The organism is Streptomyces fodineus (assembly GCF_001735805.1).
GTDB classification, from domain to species: domain Bacteria; phylum Actinomycetota; class Actinomycetes; order Streptomycetales; family Streptomycetaceae; genus Streptomyces; species Streptomyces fodineus.
On sequence record NZ_CP017248.1, the window covers coordinates 5,924,914 to 5,947,230 of the forward strand.

Genomic DNA, 22,317 nt, shown 5'->3' on the forward strand with positions numbered 1-22,317 from the left:
GCGGCAGGTTGGCAGCCATCGTGCCATGGGGTGGTCATCAACGGACCGGCCGCGGTAGGGGCTGGATGCCTTCAATTGTCTGGTGGATCCGGGGCAGACTGACCGCATGGCTGATCAGCAGGCGCGAACCGATGGGGACAAGCGGCCGACCGAGATACCTGTGATCCGATGGGAGGAACCACCCGAGGGCCCGGTGCTGATGCTTCTCGATCAGACACGGCTGCCGGCCGAGGAGGTCGAGCTGGTGTGCACAGATGCACCGGCGCTGGTGGAGGCGATCCGTACCCTGGCCGTGCGCGGGGCGCCGCTGCTCGGCATCGCGGGCGCGTACGGTGTCGCGCTCGCCGCCGCGCGCGGCTTCGACGTGGCCGAGGCGGCGCGGGCGCTCGAGGGCGCCCGGCCCACCGCGGTGAACCTGTCCGTCGGCGTGCGCCGGGCGGAGGCCGCGCATCAGGCGGCGCTGGCGCAGACCGGCGATGCCACCGAGGCGGCCGCGGCGGCCCTGGCCGCGGCACAGTCGCTGCACCGGGAGGACGCCGAGGGCAGCGACCGGATGGCGGCCCACGGCCTGGCGTTCCTGGACGAGTTGCTGCCCGGCGGCGGACACCGGATCCTCACCCACTGCAACACCGGTTCGCTGGTGTCGGGCGGTAAGGGCACGGCCTTCGCGGTGGCCTTCGCGGCACACAGGGAGGGGCGGCTGCGAAGGCTGTGGGTGGACGAAACGCGTCCGTTGCTGCAAGGTGCTCGCCTGACGGCGTACGAAGCGGCTCGCAGCGGCATGGCGTACACCTTGCTCACCGACAACGCGGCGGGATCGCTGTTCGCGGCGGGTGAGGTGGACGCGGTGCTGATAGGGGCGGACCGGATCGCGGCCGACGGCTCGGTGGCGAACAAGGTGGGGAGCTATCCGCTCGCTGTGCTGGCGCGGTACCACCACGTGCCGTTCATCGTGGTGGCGCCGGTGACGACGGTCGACCCGGGCACCCCCGACGGGGCGTCCATCGAGGTCGAGCAGCGCCCCGGCTTCGAGGTGACCGAGGTCACAGCACCCCAGGTGCCGGTGACGGGAGCAGGAGGCGGGATTCCGGTGGCACCCCTGGGGACCCAGGCGTACAACCCGGCGTTCGACGTGACGCCGCCCGAGCTGGTGACGGCCATCGTCACCGAGGAGGGAGCCGTTTCACCCGTGACGGCCGAGGCTCTTGCGGAGCTGTGTGCCAGGTCACGCCAGGTAACGATTAGCTAATGGGATGATGTCGTTTATGAAGGGACGAGTCCTTGTCGTCGACGACGACACCGCACTGGCCGAGATGCTCGGCATTGTGCTGCGTGGTGAAGGTTTTGAGCCGTCTTTCGTAGCCGACGGCGACAAGGCGCTGGCCGCTTTCCGGGAGACCAAGCCCGATCTGGTGCTCCTCGACCTGATGCTGCCCGGGCGGGACGGCATCGAGGTGTGCCGGCTGATCCGGGCGGAGTCCGGGGTGCCGATCGTGATGCTCACGGCCAAGAGCGACACCGTCGACGTGGTCGTGGGCCTGGAGTCGGGCGCCGACGACTACATCGTCAAGCCGTTCAAGCCGAAAGAGCTGGTCGCCCGGATCCGTGCGCGGCTGCGCAGGTCGGAGGAGCCGGCACCGGAGCAGCTGACCATCGGTGACCTGGTCATCGACGTGGCCGGGCACTCGGTGAAGCGGGACGGGCAGTCGATCGCGCTGACCCCGCTGGAGTTCGACCTGCTGGTCGCGCTCGCCCGCAAGCCGTGGCAGGTGTTCACGCGCGAGGTGCTGCTCGAGCAGGTGTGGGGCTACCGCCACGCCGCCGACACGCGGCTCGTCAACGTGCACGTCCAGCGGCTGCGCTCCAAGGTCGAGAAGGACCCGGAGCGGCCGGAGATCGTGGTGACCGTCCGTGGTGTCGGTTACAAGGCCGGGCCGAGCTGACATGTCCGGGGACAGCGCCGCTTCGGCCCCCGGCCGCTCCGGGGACCGTCCGGGGCGGCCTGTCGGCCGGACGCCGGGAGCGCGGTTCAGGAGTCTCTTCGAGGGCGGGCTGCTCCAGGGCGGGGTCCAGGGCAGCCCGGTCATCAGGCTGTTCCTGCGCTGGGTGCGCCGTCCGCTGCTGCCGGTGATGCGGCTGTGGCGGCGCAACATCCAGCTGCGGGTCGTAGCCACGACGCTGGTGATGTCCCTGGGTGTCGTCTTGCTCCTGGGCTTCGTCGTGATCGGGCAGGTGCGCAACGGCCTGCTGGACGCCAAGGTGAGGGCCTCGCAGAGCCAGGCCACGGGCGGTTTCGCGGTGGCGAAGCAGAAGGCCGACGAGGCGGCCAGCGGCGCCGCCGGTACCGGTGCGGCCGCCGGGACCGGTACCGCGGACGGCACGGCGACCACGGACGGCCGGCAGTCGCAGAACGTCATCCAGTGGATGAGTGACCTCGTGGAGTCGCTGTCCAGCGGTGGCGCGGGAGCCTTCGACGTCGTCACGCTGCCCGTCGGCGACGACAGCGGCGGCGGCCGCAGCCCGCGCGGCTCCGGGAACGTGAACCCGACCTCCAGCGTGCCCGCCGACCTGCGCGAACGGGTCAACAGCGGCACGACGGCCGCGCAGAGCTACACCCGGATCGTCTACTCCAACGGCAAGGAGTCGCAGCCTGCGCTGGTCATCGGCAAGCAGGTCAGCGACCCCAACGGACGGCCGTACGAGCTGTACTACCTCTTCCCGCTCACGCAGGAGGAGAAGTCGCTGAGCCTGGTCAAGGGCACCCTCGCGACCGCCGGACTGTTCGTCGTCGTCCTGCTCGGCGCCATCGCCTGGCTGGTGGTTCGGCAGGTCGTCACGCCGGTGCGGATGGCGGCCGGGATCGCGGAGCGGCTGTCCGCCGGGCGGCTGCAGGAGCGGATGAAGGTCACCGGCGAGGACGACATCGCGCGCCTGGGCGAGGCCTTCAACAAGATGGCGCAGAACCTCCAGGTGAAGATCCAGCAGCTGGAGGACCTGTCGCGGATGCAGCGCCGGTTCGTGTCGGACGTCTCGCACGAGCTGCGCACCCCGCTGACGACCGTCCGCATGGCCGCCGATGTCATCCATGAGGCGCGCGAGGACTTCGACCCGGTGACCGCGCGGTCGGCCGAGCTGCTCGCCGACCAGCTGGACCGGTTCGAGTCGCTGCTCGCCGACCTGCTGGAGATCAGCCGTTTCGACGCGGGCGCGGCGGCGCTGGAGGCCGAGCCGATAGACCTCAGGGAGGTCGTCCGGCGCGTGGTCAGCGGCGCCGAGCCGCTCGCCGAGCGCAAGGGCACGCACATACGCGTCTTCGGCGATCAGCAGCCCGTCGTCGCCGAGGCCGACGCCCGGCGCGTGGAGCGTGTGCTGCGCAACCTCGTCGTCAACGCCGTCGAACACGGTGAGGGCAAGGACGTCATCGTCAAGCTCGCCTCGGCGGGCGGCGCTGTCGCCGTAGCGGTGCGCGACTACGGCGTGGGTCTCAAGCCTGGCGAGGCGACCCGCGTCTTCAGCCGCTTCTGGCGGGCGGACCCGGCACGCGCGCGTACCACCGGCGGTACGGGTCTCGGGCTGTCGATCGCCCTGGAGGACGCCCGGCTGCACGGCGGCTGGCTGCAGGCCTGGGGTGAGCCGGGCGGTGGCTCCCAGTTCCGGCTGACGCTGCCGAGGACCGCCGACGAGCCGCTGCGGGGCTCGCCGATACCGCTGGAGCCGAAGGACTCGCGCCGCAACCGTGGCCTCGACGAGGCCGGTCTGCCCGGTGGGGGCGAGGAGAAGCGGGCGACCGTTCCCGTACAGCAGGGCGGCTCCCAGGCGTCCGCGCTGCCGCCGCGCGCCCCGATCGCGCCGCGCCTGGCCGCCGTCGCCCCGGCCGCCGACCCGGCCGCACTGCCGGGCAACGGCAATGGCACGCGCGTGGTGCCCCGGCCCACCGGTGGCGCACGACGCGCGGATGACAGGCCCGCCACGGAACCGGCATCCGACGCGGGCACGACCCGGCCGGAGCCGGCCGCGGCAGAGGACTCGACCGAGCCAGGGGAGGCATTTCGTGGGCGCTGACCGCGACGGGGGCGCCCGGCCCGGTCCGGGGCGCGGTGTGGCGTACGCCGCCTTGGGGGCCGTACTGCTGGCCGGGTGCGCCTCGATGCCCGACAACGGGGATCTGCGGAACGTGGAGTCCACGCCCCGGCAGGACACCGGGGTCCGGGTGTTCGCCATGCCGCCGGCCGAGGGTGCCGGGCCCGCCGAGATCATGCAGGGCTTCCTGGAGGCCCTGACCAGCGACGACCCGGCGTACGACACCGCCCGCAAGTATCTGACGTCGGACGCGGCGCGCACCTGGCGGCCGGAGCGCTCGACCACGGTCCTCGCCAATGGGCCGAGCATCGAGCCCGACTGCCGGGCGGGCGGCGGCACCGAGCCGACCAGCAGCGTCACCTGTGTCCTGGCGGGCAGCATGGTCGCGACCGTGGACGCGCAGCAGGCGTACGAGCCGGTCGGCGGCTCCTACCGCAAGAAGGTGCATCTCACGCGGGACCCCAAGAACGGGCAGTGGCGCATCGATGCGCTGCCCGACGGTGCCGTCATGGGCAAGTCGGACTTCCAGCGCAACTACACGCCCGTCGACAAGTACTACTTCGCCTCCGACACGACGGTCGGGGCCGCGGCGGAGCCGGTGGCGGTGGCCGATCCGGTGTTCGTGCGCAGCAAGGTGGACCCGATGACGCAGATGGTCCGCTCGCTGCTGAACGGCCCCACCCGCTGGCTCGGTCCGGTCGTCAGGTCCAGTTTTCCAACCGGTACGGCCCTGCAGAAGGACGTGTCCGGGCTGGCACCGGACGACCAGAACAAGCTGACCGTGCCGCTGAACCTCAAGGTGTCCCAGGTCGCGGCGACCAAGTGCACCGAGATGGCGACGCAGGTGCTGTTCACGCTGCGGAATCTGGCGCCGACGCTGGACTCCGTCGAACTGCAGGGCGTCGGCGGCCACCGGCTGTGCGATCTGAGCGAGGAACGCGCCGAGTCCACCGCCTGGCGCGGATCGGCCAAGAGCCCCGAGAACCTCTACTACCTCGACGGCAAGCACCGGCTGGTGCGGATGCCGACAGGGAGCACGACCACCAGCGCCGTTCCGGTGCCGGGGCCGCTGGGCGAGGGCGGCAGGGCCCTGGACGCGGTGGCGGTGTCGCGTGATGAGCACAGCGCGGCCGGGGTCGGCGACCAGGGCCGGTCCTTGTACGTGACGTCGCTGACGTCGAGCGGTTCGCTCGGCGGAGCGCTGGTGACCAGCCAGGGTCCGACCCCGGACGACCGGCTGACGACACCGAGCTGGGACGCCCGCGGCGACCTGTGGGTGGCCGACCGCGACCCGCACCGTCCGCGGCTGTACGTCCTGGAACAGGGCACCGCCAAACCGGCGGAGGTCGCGGTCCCGGATCTGCCCGGCCGGATCAAGGACGCGCGGGTCGCCGCCGACGGGGTTCGGATCGCGCTCGTCGTGGAGAAGGACGGCAAGCAGTCCCTGCTCATCGGCCGGATCCAGCACGACGACGGCACCGGACAGGGCACCTCGGTGGTCGAACTGCGCTCCGCCGCACCGGACTTGGAGCAGGTCAGCGCCCTGTCGTGGGCCGGGGACAGCAGGCTGCTGGTCGTCGGCCGGGAACAGGGCGGCGTGCTGCAGATGCGGTACGTCCAGGTGGACGGCTCCACGCTCGACGGCCCGGCGCCCGGCGCGCTCACCGGCGTCAAGTTGATCGCCGCGTCCGAGGACACGCGGGTGCCCCTGGTGGCCTACTCGGAGGACGGGATCGTACGGCTGCCGTCCGGGGCGCAGTGGCAGAAGGTCGACAAGGACGGGACGGCACCGGTCTATCCGGGCTGACCAGCGCCTCGCGTACCACCGCGTCGCCCGTTTGGCGGTGTGCTCCGTTCCGGTTGTCCACAGGGGCTTTTCCACAGGGGTGGCCGGGCGGCTTCGGTGTTGGCACAGTGGTGGACATGCGGGGGTGGTGGCGGGACCTCACCGACCTGGTGCTGCCGGCCGACTGCGCGGGCTGCGGGGCACCTCGTACGGAGCTCTGTGCGCGGTGCCGGGCCGCGCTGTACGGACGCCCGCCGCGGCGGGTACGGCCGGTGCCTGAGCCGGCCGGGCTGCCGGTGGTGCATGCGGCGGCGCCGTACGCGGGGGAGGTGCGCACGCTCCTTCTCGCGCACAAGGAGCGGGGCGCGCTGGCCCTCGCGGGAGCGCTGGGGACGGCCCTGGCCGCGGCCGTGCGGGCGGGACTCGGCGCAGGCGGTGCCCCGGTCACTGCCGGTCCTGGTGCGGGAGCCGTCGCCGGTGGCGGGCCGGGCGGGTCCGCCGAGGCGCCTGTGCTGCTCGTCCCCGTGCCGTCCGCCCGATGGGCCGTTCGGGCGCGTGGGCACGATCCGGTACGGCGGATGGCGCTCGCAGCGGCCGGTGAGCTGCGGCGCGCCGGGACGCCGGCCCGGGTGGCGGCCGTACTGCGCCAGCGGCGGCCGGTGGCGGACCAGGCCGGGCTCGACGCGCGGCGGCGCCTTGAGAACCTCGCGGGCGCGCTGGAGGTGACGGCGGGCGGTGCTCGGCTGCTCGGCGCGGGACAGGTCGTGCTCGTCGACGACCTGATCACCACCGGCGCCAGCCTTGCGGAGGCCGCACGGGCTGTCCGGGAGGTGACACAGGAGCGAACTGGAGTGAGAACGGCTGTGTACGGGGACGTAACCCGGGAAGGAAGGGATGAACGACGGATCGGAGTGCGGCGGGAGAGCGGGAAGTGGGTGCATGGTGCACCGGAAAAGGCGGTGGTCAACGCCCTCGGGCATGCACTCCATGCGGCCGTGATCGCCGCTCCGCGGGATTCTTTCGAAATAAACGGGAACTGATCGCCAACTTGCATCGTTGCAGGTGGCGAGAGGTGCAATTCACCTGAACGGAGGTACGCCGGAGTAGAGGGTGACGACATCCGTCCGGGCGAGATATGTTCGGTTGTGAGGAAAGGCGCAGGCCACACCTCTCATATCGGAATGCCGTGCCACGGGTTTTCGGCAATCACCCGTGGTGGTGGGGTGGAGATCTCGTCCTTGGGGGAGGAGGAGGTGGAAGTCACCGAGTCCGAGGTCCGGTGCTCACCGGATCTGGTGCAAAAGGGAGATGCTCCGCCGATGGAGCGGAGCGATCCGGGAACGGAGTTCTGCGTGGACATCGTCGTCAAAGGCCGCAAGACCGAGGTGCCCGAGCGGTTCCGCAAGCACGTGGCCGAGAAGCTGAAGCTGGAGAAGATCCAGAGGCTCGATGCCAAGGTGATCAGCCTCGACGTCGAGGTGTCCAAGGAGCCCAACCCCCGACAGGCCGACCGCTGCGACCGAGTGGAGATCACGCTCCGCTCCCGCGGTCCGGTGATCCGGGCGGAAGCGGCGGCCAGCGACCCGTACGCGGCACTCGACCTGGCGGCGGAGAAGCTGGACGCCCGGCTGCGTAAGCAGCACGACAAGCGTTTCTCGCGCCGGGGCGCACGACGGATCTCGGCGGCCGAGGTCCCCGACCACGTGCCGGGCGCGGCAACGCTGAACGGCAACGGCCTCCCCGTCCACGAGGAAGAGGCGGACGGAGTGCCGACGAAGAAGATCGGCTCGCTGGAGGTCAAGGGCGAAGGCCCCCTCGTCGTCCGCGAGAAGACCCACGTCGCCGCCCCGATGAGCCTGGACCAGGCCCTCTATGAGATGGAACTGGTCGGCCACGACTTCTACTTGTTCGTCGACGCAGAGACGAAGGAACCGAGCGTCGTCTACCGGCGCCACGCCTACGACTACGGCGTGATCCACCTCAGCACCGACCCGATGGTCGCTGAGGCGCAGCCCCCCGCGGCGGGGGGCACGCTGGGCGGCTGATCACCCGGCCCACAGTGAGCCGGTGCCCCTGGAAGCGCGCGTGCGCCCCCAGGGGCACCTGTGTGCGACCACTTCACGCCCCGCACGTCACCTCGGTGTCGCCCGGGCATGAAATCATGGCCGCACCGGCCCAACCGGTGGGCCGCTGCCTTGGGTTGGCGATGGCACAGGACCACAGGCCACAGCCTCAGGGGGAGGAACGATGGCGGACACCTTCGGACCGATGCGGGACGAGGATGGCGACGACGGTGCCATCGGCACGGGCCCGGACGCCGGCTCCGTGCGCGCCGAGCCGATCAGAGTCCTGGTCGTGGACGACCACGCCCTCTTCCGGCGCGGCCTGGAGATCGTGCTCGCGGCCGAGGAGGACATCCAGGTCGTCGGCGAGGCCGGGGACGGAGCCGAGGCCGTGGACAAGGCCGCCGACCTGCTGCCCGACATCGTGCTGATGGACGTCCGCATGCCCAAGCGCGGCGGGATCGAGGCCTGCACCTCCATCAAGGAGGTCGCCCCCAGCGCCAAGATCATCATGCTGACGATCAGCGACGAGGAGGCCGACCTCTACGACGCGATCAAGGCGGGCGCGACCGGATACCTCCTCAAGGAGATCTCCACGGACGAGGTGGCGACCGCCATTCGCGCGGTGGCCGACGGACAGTCGCAGATCAGCCCGTCCATGGCGTCGAAGCTGCTCACCGAGTTCAAGTCGATGATCCAGCGCACCGACGAGCGTCGGCTGGTGCCCGCGCCGCGGCTGACCGACCGGGAGCTGGAGGTCCTCAAGCTGGTCGCCACCGGGATGAACAACCGGGACATCGCCAAGGAGTTGTTCATCTCGGAGAACACCGTGAAGAACCACGTCCGCAACATCCTGGAGAAGCTCCAGCTGCACTCCAGGATGGAAGCCGTGGTCTATGCGATGCGGGAGAAGATCCTCGAGATCCGGTAGCGGAACCCCGCGGGGCTAGCCGAGGGCGCGGGCGAGTTCCCTCGTCAGGGGCTCGCGCAGGTCTGGCGCGTCCACCCGCTCCACCCGGACGTCCGTGCAGTTCACCCAGGTGGCCGCCTCGATCAGTGCCTGGGCGACGGCCGGTACGGCCTTCGGACCGTCCAGGGTGACCTGTTTGGCCACCAGCGTGCGCCCCTCGCGCGCCGGGTCCACCCGCCCGACGAGCCGGCCGCCCGCGAGCACCGGCATCGCGAAATAGCCGTGGACCCGCTTCTGCTTGGGCACATAGGCCTCCAGGCGGTGGGCGAAGCCGAAGATGCGCTCCGTGCGGGCCCGCTCCCAGATCAGCGAGTCGAACGGCGACAGCAGCGTGGTGCGGTGACGGCCGCGCGGCGGCGTCGCCAGGGCCGCCGGGTCGGCCCACGCCGGCCTGCCCCAGCCCTCGACCTCGACCGGCACCAGACCCGAGTCGGCGATGACCGCGTCGACCTGCTCCCCTTGAGACGGTGGTAGTCGGCGATGTCCGCGCGCGTGCCCACACCGAGGGACTCGCCGGCCAGCCGGACCAGGCGGCGCAGGCACTCGGCCTCGTCCAGCCCGTCGTGCAGCAGCGCGTCCGGGATCGCGCGCTCGGCCAGGTCGTACACCCGCTTCCAGCCGCGCCGCTCGATGCACACCACCTCGCCGTACATCAGCGCACGCTCCACGGCGACCTTGGTGCCGGACCAGTCCCACCAGTCGCTCGTCTTCTTCGCGCCGCCCAGCTCCGTGGAGGTCAGGGGGCCCTCGGCCCGCAGCTGCTTGATGACCTGGTCGTAGGCGCCGTCGGGCAGCTCGTGGTTCCAGTGCGGGCGGTTGCGGTACGCGCGGCGGCGGAAGGCGAAGTACGGCCACTCCTCGACGGGGAGGATGCACGCCGCGTGCGACCAGTACTCGAAGGCATGGGCGTCCGTCCAGTAGGCGGCCTCGACCGTCGTGCGGCCGACGGCGCCGAGGCGGGCGTAGGGGACGAGCTCATGGGAGCGGGCGAGGACCGAGATCGTGTCGAGCTGGACCGCGCCGAGGTGGCGCAGCACCCCGCGCACTCCGGCCCGCCGGTCGGGCGTGCCCAGGAAGCCCTGGGCTCTGAGGGCGATACGGCGGGCGTCGTCCGCGGTGAGCGTGGTGGTCGGGCGCGGCAGGGTCGTCATGGCCCGGACGATAGAGGGTGCCACTGACAGTCCGCGGTGACCTGCGCAGACGTACCCGGGCGGTCAGGAACGGGCGGGCAGGTACGGCGCCGTGGAGGGCAGGCCCAGATCCGAGGGGAGCAGGGAACCGACCCAGCAGTCCCGGCGTACTCCCTTGTTGTTGATCGCGGAGCGCAGGGTGCCCTCAACGGTGAAACCCGCCCGTTCGGCCACCGCGCGGGAGGCGTGATTGCCGACCTCGGCACGCCATTCGACCCGGTCGACACCGACCTGGGTGAAGATCCACCGGCAGGCGGTGAGTGTGGCCTCGATGACGTAGCCCTGGCCGCGGTGCTCCTTGGCCGCCCAGAAGCCGACCTCCGCCACGCCGAGCGAGCGCATGGTCAGACCGAGCATGCCGGCGAGTTCCCCGCCGGTGAGGAAGACACCGAAGGTGAACATCGAACCCTGCGCCCAGCCGTCGGGGACCAACTGCTCGGTGAAGCCGGTCGCGTGCTCGGGCAGATACGGTGACGGCACCGTGGTCCAGCGCTGGATGTCGGGGTCCTGGACGGCGTCGTACACCGCCTGGGTGTCGTGCGGGCCGACCGCGCGCAGGACCAGGCGGTCGGTGGTGAGTGTGACGGGTTCCATCGACCGATTGTGCTCGGCGGCCCGCGTGGCGGCCATCGGTTTTCGCTACGCGTGAGCATGCGATCACATTTCGCGCAATTCCTTGCGCCGATGCGGCACTATCCATGTGACCCGTCCGTTGTCCTGGATGAAGCAGCCGTCGGGCCGCCAGGCCTCCCGGCCCAGCCGGGTCCTCGCATACGATGGCCGTTGCTCAGTAAGTCAAATGGAAACCGACCGTCCCAGGCCCGACCGGCAAGGAGACAAACCCCCGTGTCCGTCCTCTCGAAGATCATGCGTGCAGGCGAAGGCAAGATCCTGCGCAAGCTGCACCGCATCGCGGACCAGGTCAACTCCATCGAAGAGGACTTCGTCGACCTCTCCGACGCCGAGCTGCGGGCCCTCACCGAGGAGTACAAGCAGCGGTACGCCGACGGTGAGAGCCTGGACGACCTGCTCCCCGAGGCGTTCGCCACCGTCCGTGAGGCCGCCAAGCGCGTGCTCGGCCAGCGGCACTACGACGTGCAGCTGATGGGCGGCGCCGCCCTCCACCTCGGCTACGTCGCCGAGATGAAGACCGGTGAGGGCAAGACCCTCGTCGGCACCCTGCCCGCGTACCTGAACGCGCTGTCCGGCGACGGCGTGCACATCGTCACGGTCAACGACTACCTGGCCGAGCGCGACTCCGAGATGATGGGCCGCGTCCACAAGTTCCTGGGCCTGAATGTCGGCTGCATCCTCGCCAACATGACGCCGGCCCAGCGCCGTGAGCAGTACGCGTGCGACATCACCTACGGCACGAACAACGAGTTCGGCTTCGACTACCTGCGCGACAACATGGCATGGTCGCAGGACGAGCTCGTCCAGCGCGGCCACAACTTCGCGATCGTCGACGAGGTCGACTCCATCCTGGTCGACGAGGCCCGTACGCCGCTGATCATCTCCGGCCCGGCCGACCAGGCCACCAAGTGGTACGGCGACTTCGCCAAGCTGGTCCTGCGCCTGAAGAGGGGCGAGGCGGGCAACCCCCTCAAGGGCCTCGAGGAGACCGGCGACTACGACGTCGACGAGAAGAAGCGCACGGTCGCCATCCACGAGTCCGGCGTCTCCAAGGTCGAGGACTGGCTGGGCATCGACAACCTCTACGAGTCGGTGAACACCCCGCTCGTGGGTTACCTGAACAACGCCATCAAGGCCAAGGAACTCTTCAAGCGCGACAAGGACTACGTCGTCATCGACGGCGAGGTCATGATCGTCGACGAGCACACCGGCCGTATCCTCGCCGGCCGCCGCTACAACGAGGGCATGCACCAGGCGATCGAGGCGAAGGAAGGGGTGGACATCAAGGACGAGAACCAGACGCTCGCCACGATCACCCTGCAGAACTTCTTCCGCCTCTACGGCAAGCTCTCCGGCATGACCGGTACGGCGATGACCGAGGCCGCCGAGTTCCACCAGATCTACAAGCTCGGCGTGGTCCCGATCCCGACCAACAGGCCGATGGTCCGCAAGGACCAGTCGGACCTGATCTACCGCACCGAGGTCGCCAAGTTCGAGGCGGTCGTCGACGACATCGCCGAGAAGCACGAGAAGGGCCAGCCGATCCTCGTCGGCACGACGTCCGTCGAGAAGTCGGAGTACCTCTCGCAGCAGCTCAGCAAGCGCGGCATCCAGCACGAGGTGCTGAACGCCAAGCACCACGAGCGCGAGGCGACGATCGTCGCGCAGGCCGGCCGCAAGGGTGCCGTGACGGTGGCCACCAACATGGCCGGTCGTGGTACGGACATCAAGCTCGGCGGCAACCCCGAGGACCTCGCCGAGGCCGAGCTGCGCCAGCGCGGCCTCGACCCCGAGGAGCACATCGAGGAGTGGGCCGCGGCGCTGCCCGCCGCCCTGGAGAAGGCCGAGCAGGCCGTCAAGGCCGAGAAGGAAGAGGTCGAGGCCCTCGGCGGCCTCTACGTGCTGGGCACCGAGCGGCACGAGTCGCGGCGCATCGACAACCAGCTGCGCGGTCGTTCCGGCCGTCAGGGCGACCCCGGCGAGTCCCGCTTCTACCTCTCCCTCGGTGACGACCTGATGCGCCTGTTCAAGGCCCAGATGGTCGAGCGCGTGATGTCCATGGCCAACGTGCCGGACGACGTGCCGATCGAGAACAAGATGGTCACGCGCGCGATCGCGTCCGCGCAGTCGCAGGTCGAGCAGCAGAACTTCGAGACCCGTAAGAACGTTCTGAAGTACGACGAGGTCCTCAACCGGCAGCGCGAGGTCATCTACGGCGAGCGCCGCCGCGTGCTGGAGGGCGAGGATCTGCACGAGCAGGTCCAGCACTTCATGGACGACACGATCGACGCGTACGTCGGCGCGGAGACCGCCGAGGGCTTCCCCGAGGACTGGGACCTGGACCGGCTGTGGGGCGCCTTCAAGCAGCTCTACCCGGTGAAGGTCACCATCGAGGAGCTGGAGGAGGCCGCCGGCGACCGGGCCGGTCTGACCGCCGAGTTCATCTCCGAGTCCATCAAGGAGGACATCCACGAGCAGTACCAGGCCCGGGAGGCGCAGCTCGGCTCCGAGATCATGCGTGAGCTGGAGCGCCGGGTCGTGCTGTCGGTCCTCGACCGCAAGTGGCGCGAGCACCTCTACGAGATGGACTACCTCCAGGAGGGCATCGGCCTGCGCGCGATGGCGCAGAAGGACCCGCTGGTGGAGTACCAGCGTGAGGGCTTCGACATGTTCACCGCGATGATGGAGGGCATCAAGGAGGAGTCCGTCGGCTACCTGTTCAACCTGGAGGTCCAGGTCGAGCAGCAGGTCGAGGAGGTCCCGGTCGAGGCGGCGGAGCCGGTCGGCGAGGGCGTCCAGGAGACGGTTCCGGCGCAGGCCGGGGCACGGCCGGAGATCCGCGCGAAGGGCCTGGACGTTCCGCAGCGGCGGGACCTGCACTTCTCGGCGCCGACCGTGGACGGTGAGGGCGGCATCGTGGAGCGTGACCTCGAGGACGACGAGCCGGTGCGGTCCGAGGCGGACGGTCTGACGCGGGCCGAGCGCCGGCGGCAGGCCAAGGGCGGCCGACGGCGCAAGAAGTAGCGCGGGTCGCCTGCGGCGCGTGGGCTGTTGAGACGGGCCGGGCTCCTTTTGGGGCCCGGCCCTTCTGTGCTGCCGGCTTCCGGTTCGGCTCGGTGGGGGCGGGCCGGCTAGGGGCGGGGGCCGGTTTCCACCGCTGTGCAGCGCCAGCGGAGGTCCTGGCCCCGTTCCAGGCGGAAGGCCAGGGCGCGGAGTTGGTCACCGGCCGAGATGCGGGCGAAGACCTCGAGGGCGCCCTCGCTGGGGACGTAGTAGCCGATGTCGTGGACGACGGGGTGGGTTCCGCGTGTGCGCAGCGGGCTGTGCGCGGCGAGGCGGGCCAGGTCGTCGTAGGCGCGGCCCGCGGTGTGGCGGAGCATCCAGTGCACGGGCCGCTGACCGCTCAGGACGGCCAGCAGACGGTCGGCGAAGAGGTCGGTGGGGCGTACCGGCGGCTTGGCGGTCTGCGGCGCTGTGGAGGCCGTGCGCGCGTTCCGAGGCGCCGCCTGAGGCATGTCACGCCTGCCCCTGATCGACGGGTTCCGGGGCGGGGCGCCGCCGGGGCGGCGGCTGTCGTGGCGGGTCGGCGGGCGGTGGCGCGGGCGGGGCTGGGGAGCGCGGCTCATCTCCTGGGGCGTGCGGCTCATGACCTTGTTCATGGGGTCCCCGTTCGGCGGGCCCGGTCGATACCGGGCGGTAACTCGCTGGTGGGGATCTTGTACGGGGGACGGGAAGGGGGTCGCAAGGGAGGCGGGGAGCGCTCCGGCGCTGCGGGGAAGTTCACCCATCCGAAGGACGATCAGGTGGGTGGGGCCCGCTGCTGAGCGGGTGTACCGGGTGAATGCGTGGCCCGGAGTCGACGGCTTGCGGGGCGTGGGCACAGACCCGAAAGGGGACGCGCGCACGTATCCTGAAGGCTCTCCGGGAGACGCGGCAGCCGGCCTTCCCGGGGCCACAGCGGAGCCTTTGAGCAGGAAAGAGCGGCCAGCATGCGCGTCTACGTCCCCCTGACCCTCCCCGGTCTCGCCGAGGCGCACAAGACGGGTGAGCTGGGGAGCGGTCCCTTCGTCGCGTACGCCGTCACGCCCGCGCTGCGTGAGTGGTACCTCTCCGAGGACATCGAGGAACTGGAGTACGCGGCGCTGAGCCGGGCCACGCTGGCCTCGCTGCGGCTGCTGGCGGCGGACCCGAGTGCGGTACGGCGCCGGGTCGTGGTCGCCGTGGACGTGGCCGACGGCGCCGCGAGCGCCGACCCGGACCGGGGGCTCGACCCGTCCGCCCTCGGCGAGGTGACCGTGACGGCGACCGTGCCGCTGGCCAAGGCGGCGGCGGTGCATGCCGACGCCGACGAGGCGGAGCGGGACGTGGCCGCGGCGGCGGACGCGCTGGAGGCGGCCGACGCGGGGGACGACGACGCGCAGTTCGTCGTGGACGGTGCGGACGATCACGAACTGCTGTGGTACGCCACGCAGGAGATCCCGAACCTGGTCGGGCTCGCCTGAACTGAGCGGACCAGACCTGACCTGACCCCACTGGACCGGACCCTCACCCGACTCGACCGGACCCTCACCCGACTCGACCTGGCTTGACCCGACTCGACCTGGCCTGACCTGGTCGAATCGGGTGCCGGCGGTCGTTGTCAGTGGTGGCGGGTACGGTTTTCGGCATGGGGATGCACGAAAGCGCGCACATCGTCTGGGACTGGAACGGCACGCTGTTCCACGACAATGACGCGATCATCGGGGCGACGAACGCGGCCTTCGCCGAGCTGGGGCTCGCGCCGCTCACGCTGGAGCAGTACCGGTCGCTGTACTGCGTGCCGGTGCCGAAGTTCTACGAGCGGCTGATCGGCCGGCTGCCGACCGATGCCGAGTGGGAGCTGATGGACGGGATCTTCCACCGGTACTACGCCGAGCACCGGGGGCGGTGCGGTCTGACCGAGGGGGCGGCGGAGCTGCTCGCGGGGTGGCGGTCGGCGGGGCACAGCCAGTCGCTGCTGAGCATGTATGTGCACGACGAACTGGTGCCGCTCGTGCGGGGCTTCGGGATAGAGGCGCACTTTCTGCGGGTCGACGGGCGTACGGGGCCGTCCGGGGGCAGCAAGGCGGAGCACATGGTGCGGCACCTTGAGGCCCTGAGCGGGGCTGTGGAGCCTGCACGGACCGTGGTGATCGGGGACGCGGCGGACGACGCGGTCGCGGCGCGGGAGGCGGGGGCGCTGGCCGTGCTGTACACCGGGGGTCGCACAGTCGGGCCAGTCTGGAGGAAGTGGGGGTGCCGGTGGTGGATTCCTTGGCCGAGGCGGTGGAGGAAGCACAGCGAATAGCGGCGTAGCGGCCGGTGCGGTGTGCTGCCGCCGGCCGCCGGGGGGCTCACGGTTCGCCCACCCGCGCCGGCGTCCCTCAGCTCGCCGGGGCTGTGGCTCGCAGTACCTTCAGGAACTCGCGCATCCAGGCCGGGTGGTCGGGCCAGGCCCGGGAGGAGACGAGGGTGCCGTCGACCACGGCTTCGGTGTCCTGGAAGCCCGCTCCGGCCGCCTGCATGTCCGGTTCGAGCGCGGGGTACGCCGTGACCCGGCGTCCGCGCAGGCTGTCGATCGCCGCGGTGAGCAGGGGGCCGTGGCAGATCTGGGCGACCGGCTTGTCGGAGTCGAAGAACGCCTTGAGGATCTTGCGCAGCTCGGGGTCGTTGCGCAGGTACTCCGGGGCCCGGCCGCCGGGGATGACGAGGGCCGCGTACTCGCCGGGGTCCACGTCGGAGAAGGCCAGGTCGGCGGGCCAGGTGTAGCCGGGCTTCTCGGTGTAGGTGTCGTAACCCGGCTCGAAGTCGTGGACGACGAAGCGGAGGGTCTTGCGGGAGGGGGCCGCGATGTGGACTTCGTAGCCCTCCTCGCGAAGGCGCTGGTACGGGTAGAGGACTTCCAGGGACTCCGCCGCGTCGCCGGTGACGATCAGGATCTTCGCGGGCATGTCGGCTCCTCCGGGTACTCCGGTGCTCCTGCACTCCTGGGCGGGACGCACTGTCCCTGGGCAACGTGCCAACACCGGGCGTGCTTGCCAAGGGGGCCGTCGCGGTTCCGGTCTGCCTCGACGTGCCTGGGCGTCAGGCGCCGGGGCCCCACCCGGTGGCAGGGTGCTGCCCTGCTCTCAGAGTGCGGTCGTGACCCTTCCGGCGCGACCGGACGCCCTCGCACACCAAATACGCCACCACCCCCCACCCCGCCCCTGTGCAGAACGTCAAACTTCGACCCTCGGTTTTGTACACATACGGCTCATGACGGGCCCCGGGTAAGGAGCGATAGCCTTGTGGCGTGATCAGCGCGATATCTCGCGGGGGCGATGCTGCCCCTGCCCTGCGCCCGGGTTGCACGGAACACCTCCGTGACCGGGCGGCGGTCGCTGGTCTTCGCGGGCGGGACGGGGCCGCAGGAGCCCCCGGGACGCCGGGGACACCCCTGGACACGGCGGCGCCGAGAGCAGCGTCACACCCTTCAGGCGTGTCGAGAATGGCCGAATTCCCTCCGCTCATCTCACCTCACGGCATAGCGTCGATGCGGACCGGACACCCCGGGCCGTGGCGTCGAGCCGGAGGGAAAGAGACCGTACTTCCTTCTACGTCACGCAACGGCGCGCGACAGGAGTCAGAGGACAATGCAGACCAAGCTGGACGAAGCCAAGGCCGAGCTGCTCGAGAGGGCTGCCCGGGTAGCTGAGAACAGCCCGGTCGGGGGGCACCTACCGACCGGGACCAAGGGCGAGGGCTCCCCGGACACCCCGGACAGCGAGTCCATGCTCGCGTTCCTCCAGCGCTACTACCTGCACACCGCCCCGGAAGACCTCACCGACCGCGACCCGGTCGACATCTTCGGCGCCGCGGTCTCGCACTACCGTCTCGCCGAGAACCGCCCCCAGGGCACGGCGAACGTGCGGGTCCACACCCCGACCGTCGAGGAGAACGGGTGGACCTGCAGTCACTCGGTCGTGGAGGTCGTCACCGACGACATGCCCTTCCTCGTGGACTCGGTCACCAATGAGCTCACCCGGCGCGGGCGCGGCATCCACGTGGTCATCCACCCGCAGTTCGTGGTCCGGCGCGACCTCACCGGCAAGCTGATCGAGGTCCTGCCGTCCGCGCCCGGCGCCGACCTGCCGCACGACGCGCACTTCGAGTCCTGGATCCACGTCGAGATCGACCGCGAGACCGACCGCGCGGACCTGAAGGAGATCACGGCCGATCTGCTGCGCGTGCTGTCCGACGTCCGTGAGGCCGTCGAGGACTGGGAGAAGATGCGGGACGCGGCGACCCGGATCGGCGCTGATCTGGAGAGCGAGCCCGTCCCCGCGGATCTGCCCCGGCCCGAGGTCGAGGAGGCCCGCGAGCTGCTGCGCTGGCTGGCCGACGACCACTTCACCTTCCTCGGCTACCGCGAATACGAGCTGCGCGAGGACGATACGCTCGCCGCCGTGCCCGGCACCGGTCTCGGCATACTGCGCTCGGACCCGCACCACGCCGAGGACGAGAAGCACCCGGTCAGCCCCTCCTTCGAGCGGTTGCCGGCCGACGCCCGCGCCAAGGCCCGCGAGCACAAGCTGCTCGTGCTGACCAAGGCCAACAGCCGCGCCACCGTGCACCGGCCGTCGTACCTGGACTACGTCGGCGTCAAGAAGTTCGACGCGGACGGCAATGTCGTAGGCGAGCGGCGTTTCCTCGGATTGTTCTCCTCCGCGGCCTACACCGAGTCCGTGCGCCGGGTCCCCGTCATCCGTCGCAAGGTCGACGAGGTGCTGGAGCGCGCCGGGTTCTCGCCGAACAGCCACGACGGCCGCGACCTGCTCCAGATCCTGGAGACCTACCCCCGCGACGAGCTGTTCCAGACGCCGGTGACCGAGCTGGAGCCCATCGCCACCTCGGTGCTCTATCTGCAGGAGCGGCGGCGCCTCAGGCTCTACCTGCGCCAGGACGAGTACGGCCGCTACTACTCGGCCCTCGTCTACCTGCCGCGCGACCGCTACACCACCGGTGTCCGGCTCAGGATCATCGACATCCTGAAGGAGGAGCTCGGCGGCATCAGCGTCGACTTCACCGCCTGGAACACCGAGTCGATCCTCTCCCGGCTGCACTTCGTGGTCCGCGTCCCGCCGGGCACCGAGCTGCCCGAGCTGTCGGACGCCGACAAGGACCGTATCGAGGCACGCCTGGTGGAGGCCGCCCGCTCCTGGGCCGACGCGTTCGCCGAGGCGCTGACCGCCGAGTGCGGCGAGGAGCGCGCGGCCGAGGTGCTGCGCCGCTACAACCACGCCTTCCCCGAGGGCTACAAGGCCGACCACAACCCGCGTGCCGCGGTCGCCGACCTGGTCCACCTGGAGCAGCTCAGCGAGGACAAGGCCTTCAGCCTGAGCCTGTACGAGCCGGTGGGCGCCGGGCCGGAGGAGCGCCGGTTCAAGATCTACCAGAAGGGCGGCTCGGTCTCCCTCTCGCACGTGCTGCCGGTGCTCAGCCGCCTCGGCGTCGAGGTCACCGACGAGCGGCCGTACGAGCTGCGTTGCGCGGACCGCACCACCGCCTGGATCTACGACTTCGGTCTGCGCGTGCCGAAGGCCGCGGGCGCCGCCGGGGAGCACCTCGGCGACGACGCCCGCGAGCGCTTCCAGGAGGCCTTCGCCGCCACCTGGACCGGCAAGGCGGAGAACGACGGCTTCAACGCCCTGGTGCTGAGCGCCGGGCTGACCTGGCGGCAGGCGATGGTGCTGCGCGCCTACGCCAAGTACCTGCGGCAGGCCGGTTCGACCTTCTCGCAGGACTACATGGAGGACACCCTCCGCAACAACGTCCACACCACCCGGCTCCTCGTCTCGCTGTTCGAGGCGCGGATGTCGCCGGAGCGGCAGAAGGCCGGGCTGGAGATCACGGACGCCCTGCTGGAGGAGCTGGACGCGGCCCTGGACCAGGTGGCGAGCCTGGACGAGGACCGGATCCTCAGGTCCTTCCTCACCGTCATCAAGGCGACCCTGCGCACGAACTTCTTCCAGGAGGCGCTCGGCGGCACGCCGCACGACTACGTCTCCATGAAGTTCGACCCGCAGGCCATCCCGGACCTGCCGGCGCCGCGCCCGGCGTACGAGATCTGGGTGTACTCGCCGCGTGTCGAGGGCGTGCACCTGCGCTTCGGCAAGGTCGCGCGCGGTGGCCTGCGCTGGTCGGACCGGCGTGAGGACTTCCGTACCGAGATCCTCGGCCTGGTCAAGGCGCAGATGGTGAAGAACACCGTCATCGTGCCGGTCGGCGCCAAGGGCGGTTTCGTCGCCAAGCAGCTGCCGGACCCGGGCCAGGACCGCGACGCGTGGCTGGCCGAGGGTGTCGCCAGCTACAAGACGTTCATCTCGGCGCTGCTCGACATCACCGACAACATGGTCGCCGGCGAGGTCGTGCCCCCGCAGGACGTCGTCCGGCACGACGGCGACGACACCTACCTCGTCGTCGCGGCCGACAAGGGCACCGCGACCTTCTCGGACATCGCCAACGGGGTCGCCGAGAAGTACAACTTCTGGCTCGGCGACGCCTTCGCCTCCGGTGGCTCGGCCGGTTACGACCACAAGGGCATGGGCATCACCGCGCGCGGCGCCTGGGAGTCCGTGAAGCGGCACTTCCGTGAGCTGGGCGTGGACACGCAGTCCGAGGACTTCACGGTCGTCGGCATCGGTGACATGTCCGGTGACGTGTTCGGCAACGGCATGCTGCTGTCCGAGCACATCCGCCTGGTCGCCGCCTTCGACCACCGGCACATCTTCATCGACCCGAACCCGGACGCGGAGACGTCGTACGCCGAGCGCCGCCGCCTGTTCGAGCTGCCCCGCTCCAGCTGGGCCGACTACAACACCGAGCTGCTGTCGGCGGGCGGCGGGGTCTTCCCGCGCAGCGCCAAGTCGATCCCGATCAACGCCCACATCCGCGAGGCCCTCGGCATCGAGGACAAGGTCGCCAAGATGACCCCGGCCGACCTGATGAAGGCGATCCTGCACGCGCCGGTCGACCTGCTGTGGAACGGCGGCATCGGCACGTACGTGAAGTCGTCGGTGGAGTCGAACGCCGATGTCGGCGACAAGGCCAACGACGCCATCCGTGTCGACGGCAAGGCCCTCCGGGTCAAGGTCGTCGGTGAGGGCGGCAACCTGGGTCTGACCCAGCTCGGCCGGATCGAGTTCGCCCTGCACGGCGGCAAGATCAACACCGACGCGATCGACAACAGCGCCGGTGTGGACACCTCCGACCACGAGGTGAACATCAAGATCCTGCTGAACGGCCTGGTCGCGGACGGCGACATGACCGTCAAGCAGCGCAACAAGCTGCTCGCCGAGATGACCGACGAGGTCGGCGCGCTGGTCCTGCGCAACAACTACGCGCAGAACACCGCCCTGGCCAACGCCCTGTTCCAGGCGGGCTCCATGCTCCACGCCCAGCAGCGGTTCCTGCGCCATCTGGTGCGCGAGGGCCACCTGGACCGGGCGCTGGAGTTCCTGCCGACCGACCGGCAGATCCGCGAGCGTCTCGCCCAGAGCCAGGGCCTGACCGGCCCGGAGACCGCCGTCGTCCTGGCGTACACGAAGATCACGGTCGCCGAGGAGCTGCTGCACACCTCGCTGCCGGACGACCCGTACCTGCGCAGCCTGCTGCACGCGTACTTCCCGACGGCCCTGCGCGAGCGCTTCGCCGAGGCCATCGACCACCACCCGCTGCGCCGCGAGATCACCACGACCGTGCTGGTCAACGACACGGTCAACACCGGTGGCACGACGTATCTGCACCGGCTGCGCGAGGAGACCGGTGCCTCCCTGGAGGAGATCGTCCGGGCGCAGACCGCGGCCCGCGCGATCTTCTCCTCGGCCCCGGTGTGGGACGCGGTGGAGGCCCTGGACAACAGGGTCGACGCGGCCGTCCAGACCCGGATCCGGCTGCACTCGCGCCGGCTCGTCGAGCGCGGCACGCGCTGGCTGCTCAACAACCGGCCGCAGCCGCTGCAGCTCGCCGAGACGGTCGAGTTCTTCGCCGAGCGGGTCGAGCGGGTCTGGCAGGAGCTGCCGAAGCTGCTGCGCGGCGCGGACCTGGAGTGGTACGAGCAGGTGTACGACGAGCTGTCCGCGGCCGGCGTCCCGGACGAGCTCGCCACGCGCGTGGCCGGGTTCTCCTCCGCCTTCCCGGCGCTCGACATCGTGTCGGTGGCCGACCGCATGGGCAAGGACCCGCTCGACGTCGCCGAGATCTACTACGACCTCGCCGACCGGCTCAACATCACCCAGTTGATGGACCGCATCATCGAGCTGCCCCGCGCCGACCGCTGGCAGTCCATGGCCCGCGCCTCCATCCGCGAGGACCTGTACGCGGCGCACGCGGCCCTCACCGCCGATGTGCTCGCGGCCGGCAACGGCACCTCCACTCCCGAGCAGCGCTTCAAGGCCTGGGAGCAGAAGAACGCGCCCATCCTGAGCCGGGCGCGTACGACCCTGGAGGAGATCCGCGGTTCGGAGACGTTCGACCTCGCCAACCTGTCGGTGGCGATGCGGACGATGCGGACGCTGCTGCGCACGCACTCGTAGCCGT

The 22,317-nt window shown here is 70.5% G+C and carries 13 protein-coding genes and 2 pseudogenes; 11 read left to right on the forward strand and 4 right to left on the reverse strand.

What is annotated here, in order from left to right; genetic code table 11:
* Positions 1 to 106: 106 nt before the first annotated feature.
* The 7 genes from mtnA to BFF78_RS25455 all read left to right on the forward strand — a co-directional run bounded on the left by mtnA (position 107) and on the right by BFF78_RS25455 (position 8,860).
* Positions 107 to 1,249, forward strand: coding sequence for an S-methyl-5-thioribose-1-phosphate isomerase (gene mtnA, locus BFF78_RS25425; protein WP_069780510.1), 1,143 nt, complete (start codon positions 107 to 109; stop codon positions 1,247 to 1,249).
* A gap of 4 nt (positions 1,250 to 1,253) precedes the next feature.
* Positions 1,254 to 1,943: a two-component system response regulator MtrA gene (gene mtrA, locus BFF78_RS25430; protein ID WP_191870552.1), complete on the forward strand. Its 690-nt coding sequence runs from the start codon at positions 1,254 to 1,256 to the stop codon at positions 1,941 to 1,943.
* Between the two features lies 1 nt (position 1,944).
* Positions 1,945 to 4,062 carry an MtrAB system histidine kinase MtrB gene (gene mtrB / locus BFF78_RS25435; RefSeq protein WP_193433540.1) on the forward strand — a complete coding sequence of 706 codons (2,118 nt, stop codon included), beginning with the start codon at positions 1,945 to 1,947 and terminating at the stop codon, positions 4,060 to 4,062.
* Positions 4,052 to 5,887, forward strand: coding sequence for an LpqB family beta-propeller domain-containing protein (locus BFF78_RS25440; RefSeq protein ID WP_193433541.1), 1,836 nt, complete (start codon positions 4,052 to 4,054; stop codon positions 5,885 to 5,887). Before mtrB ends, BFF78_RS25440 begins: the two co-directional genes overlap by 11 nt.
* A gap of 116 nt (positions 5,888 to 6,003) precedes the next feature.
* Entirely contained in the window at positions 6,004 to 6,906 is a 903-nt protein-coding gene (locus tag BFF78_RS25445) for a ComF family protein (RefSeq protein ID WP_069780511.1), read from the forward strand.
* A gap of 312 nt (positions 6,907 to 7,218) precedes the next feature.
* The gene (gene hpf / locus BFF78_RS25450; RefSeq protein ID WP_418346768.1) at positions 7,219 to 7,911 is read left to right on the forward strand and encodes a ribosome hibernation-promoting factor, HPF/YfiA family; all 693 of its coding nucleotides are present in this window, start codon (positions 7,219 to 7,221) and stop codon (positions 7,909 to 7,911) included.
* A gap of 202 nt (positions 7,912 to 8,113) precedes the next feature.
* The gene (locus BFF78_RS25455) at positions 8,114 to 8,860 is read left to right on the forward strand and encodes a response regulator (protein WP_069780513.1); all 747 of its coding nucleotides are present in this window, start codon (positions 8,114 to 8,116) and stop codon (positions 8,858 to 8,860) included.
* Positions 8,861 to 8,875: 15 nt separating this feature from the next.
* On the opposite strand, the pseudogene BFF78_RS25460 reads toward BFF78_RS25455, so the two are convergent.
* A pseudogene (locus tag BFF78_RS25460) lies at positions 8,876 to 10,050 on the reverse strand (winged helix-turn-helix domain-containing protein).
* 63 nt (positions 10,051 to 10,113) lie between these two features.
* A complete protein-coding gene (locus tag BFF78_RS25465) occupies positions 10,114 to 10,683 on the reverse strand; it encodes a GNAT family N-acetyltransferase (protein WP_069783810.1) in 570 nt (189 codons plus the stop codon).
* A 252-nt stretch (positions 10,684 to 10,935) separates the two neighbouring features.
* Here BFF78_RS25465 and secA point away from each other — a divergent pair, with 252 nt between their 5' ends.
* On the forward strand, positions 10,936 to 13,746 hold the full coding sequence (gene secA / locus BFF78_RS25470; protein ID WP_069780514.1) for a preprotein translocase subunit SecA: 2,811 nt from the start codon (positions 10,936 to 10,938) through the stop codon (positions 13,744 to 13,746).
* A 107-nt stretch (positions 13,747 to 13,853) separates the two neighbouring features.
* Here secA and BFF78_RS25475 read toward each other — a convergent pair whose 3' ends face one another.
* The gene (locus BFF78_RS25475; protein WP_069780515.1) at positions 13,854 to 14,381 is read right to left on the reverse strand and encodes an Rv3235 family protein; all 528 of its coding nucleotides are present in this window, start codon (positions 14,379 to 14,381) and stop codon (positions 13,854 to 13,856) included.
* A gap of 330 nt (positions 14,382 to 14,711) precedes the next feature.
* On the opposite strand from BFF78_RS25475, the gene BFF78_RS25480 reads away from it, so the two are divergent.
* Together BFF78_RS25480 and BFF78_RS25485 are read left to right on the forward strand one after the other, a co-directional pair.
* Positions 14,712 to 15,224 carry a DUF6912 family protein gene (locus BFF78_RS25480; RefSeq protein WP_069780516.1) on the forward strand — a complete coding sequence of 171 codons (513 nt, stop codon included), beginning with the start codon at positions 14,712 to 14,714 and terminating at the stop codon, positions 15,222 to 15,224.
* Positions 15,225 to 15,388: 164 nt separating this feature from the next.
* Positions 15,389 to 16,056: pseudogene (locus tag BFF78_RS25485) on the forward strand (HAD family hydrolase).
* Between the two features lie 68 nt (positions 16,057 to 16,124).
* Here BFF78_RS25485 and BFF78_RS25490 read toward each other — a convergent pair.
* Complete coding sequence (locus BFF78_RS25490) at positions 16,125 to 16,691, reverse strand: DJ-1/PfpI family protein (RefSeq protein WP_069780517.1); 567 nt, start codon at positions 16,689 to 16,691, stop codon at positions 16,125 to 16,127.
* 681 nt (positions 16,692 to 17,372) lie between these two features.
* Between BFF78_RS25490 and BFF78_RS25495 the strand changes: the two genes are divergently transcribed.
* Complete coding sequence (locus BFF78_RS25495; RefSeq protein WP_069780518.1) at positions 17,373 to 22,313, forward strand: NAD-glutamate dehydrogenase; 4,941 nt, start codon at positions 17,373 to 17,375, stop codon at positions 22,311 to 22,313.
* The last annotated feature ends 4 nt before the right edge of the window (positions 22,314 to 22,317 follow it).

Excerpts from the sequence above, each read along its gene's own strand:
- BFF78_RS25445 (WP_069780511.1), top strand. The coding sequence starts at position 6,004 with ATGCGGGGGTGGTGGCGGGACCTCACCGACCTGGTGCTGCCGGCCGAC.
- BFF78_RS25475 (WP_069780515.1), bottom strand. The coding sequence starts at position 14,381 with ATGAACAAGGTCATGAGCCGCACGCCCCAGGAGATGAGCCGCGCTCCC.
- mtrA (WP_191870552.1), top strand. The coding sequence starts at position 1,254 with ATGATGTCGTTTATGAAGGGACGAGTCCTTGTCGTCGACGACGACACC.
- mtnA (WP_069780510.1), top strand. The coding sequence starts at position 107 with ATGGCTGATCAGCAGGCGCGAACCGATGGGGACAAGCGGCCGACCGAG.
- BFF78_RS25465 (WP_069783810.1), bottom strand. The coding sequence starts at position 10,683 with ATGGAACCCGTCACACTCACCACCGACCGCCTGGTCCTGCGCGCGGTC.
- BFF78_RS25490 (WP_069780517.1), bottom strand. The coding sequence starts at position 16,691 with ATGCCCGCGAAGATCCTGATCGTCACCGGCGACGCGGCGGAGTCCCTG.
- BFF78_RS25495 (WP_069780518.1), top strand. The coding sequence starts at position 17,373 with ATGCAGACCAAGCTGGACGAAGCCAAGGCCGAGCTGCTCGAGAGGGCT.
- BFF78_RS25480 (WP_069780516.1), top strand. The coding sequence starts at position 14,712 with ATGCGCGTCTACGTCCCCCTGACCCTCCCCGGTCTCGCCGAGGCGCAC.
- mtrB (WP_193433540.1), top strand. The coding sequence starts at position 1,945 with ATGTCCGGGGACAGCGCCGCTTCGGCCCCCGGCCGCTCCGGGGACCGT.
- BFF78_RS25455 (WP_069780513.1), top strand. The coding sequence starts at position 8,114 with ATGGCGGACACCTTCGGACCGATGCGGGACGAGGATGGCGACGACGGT.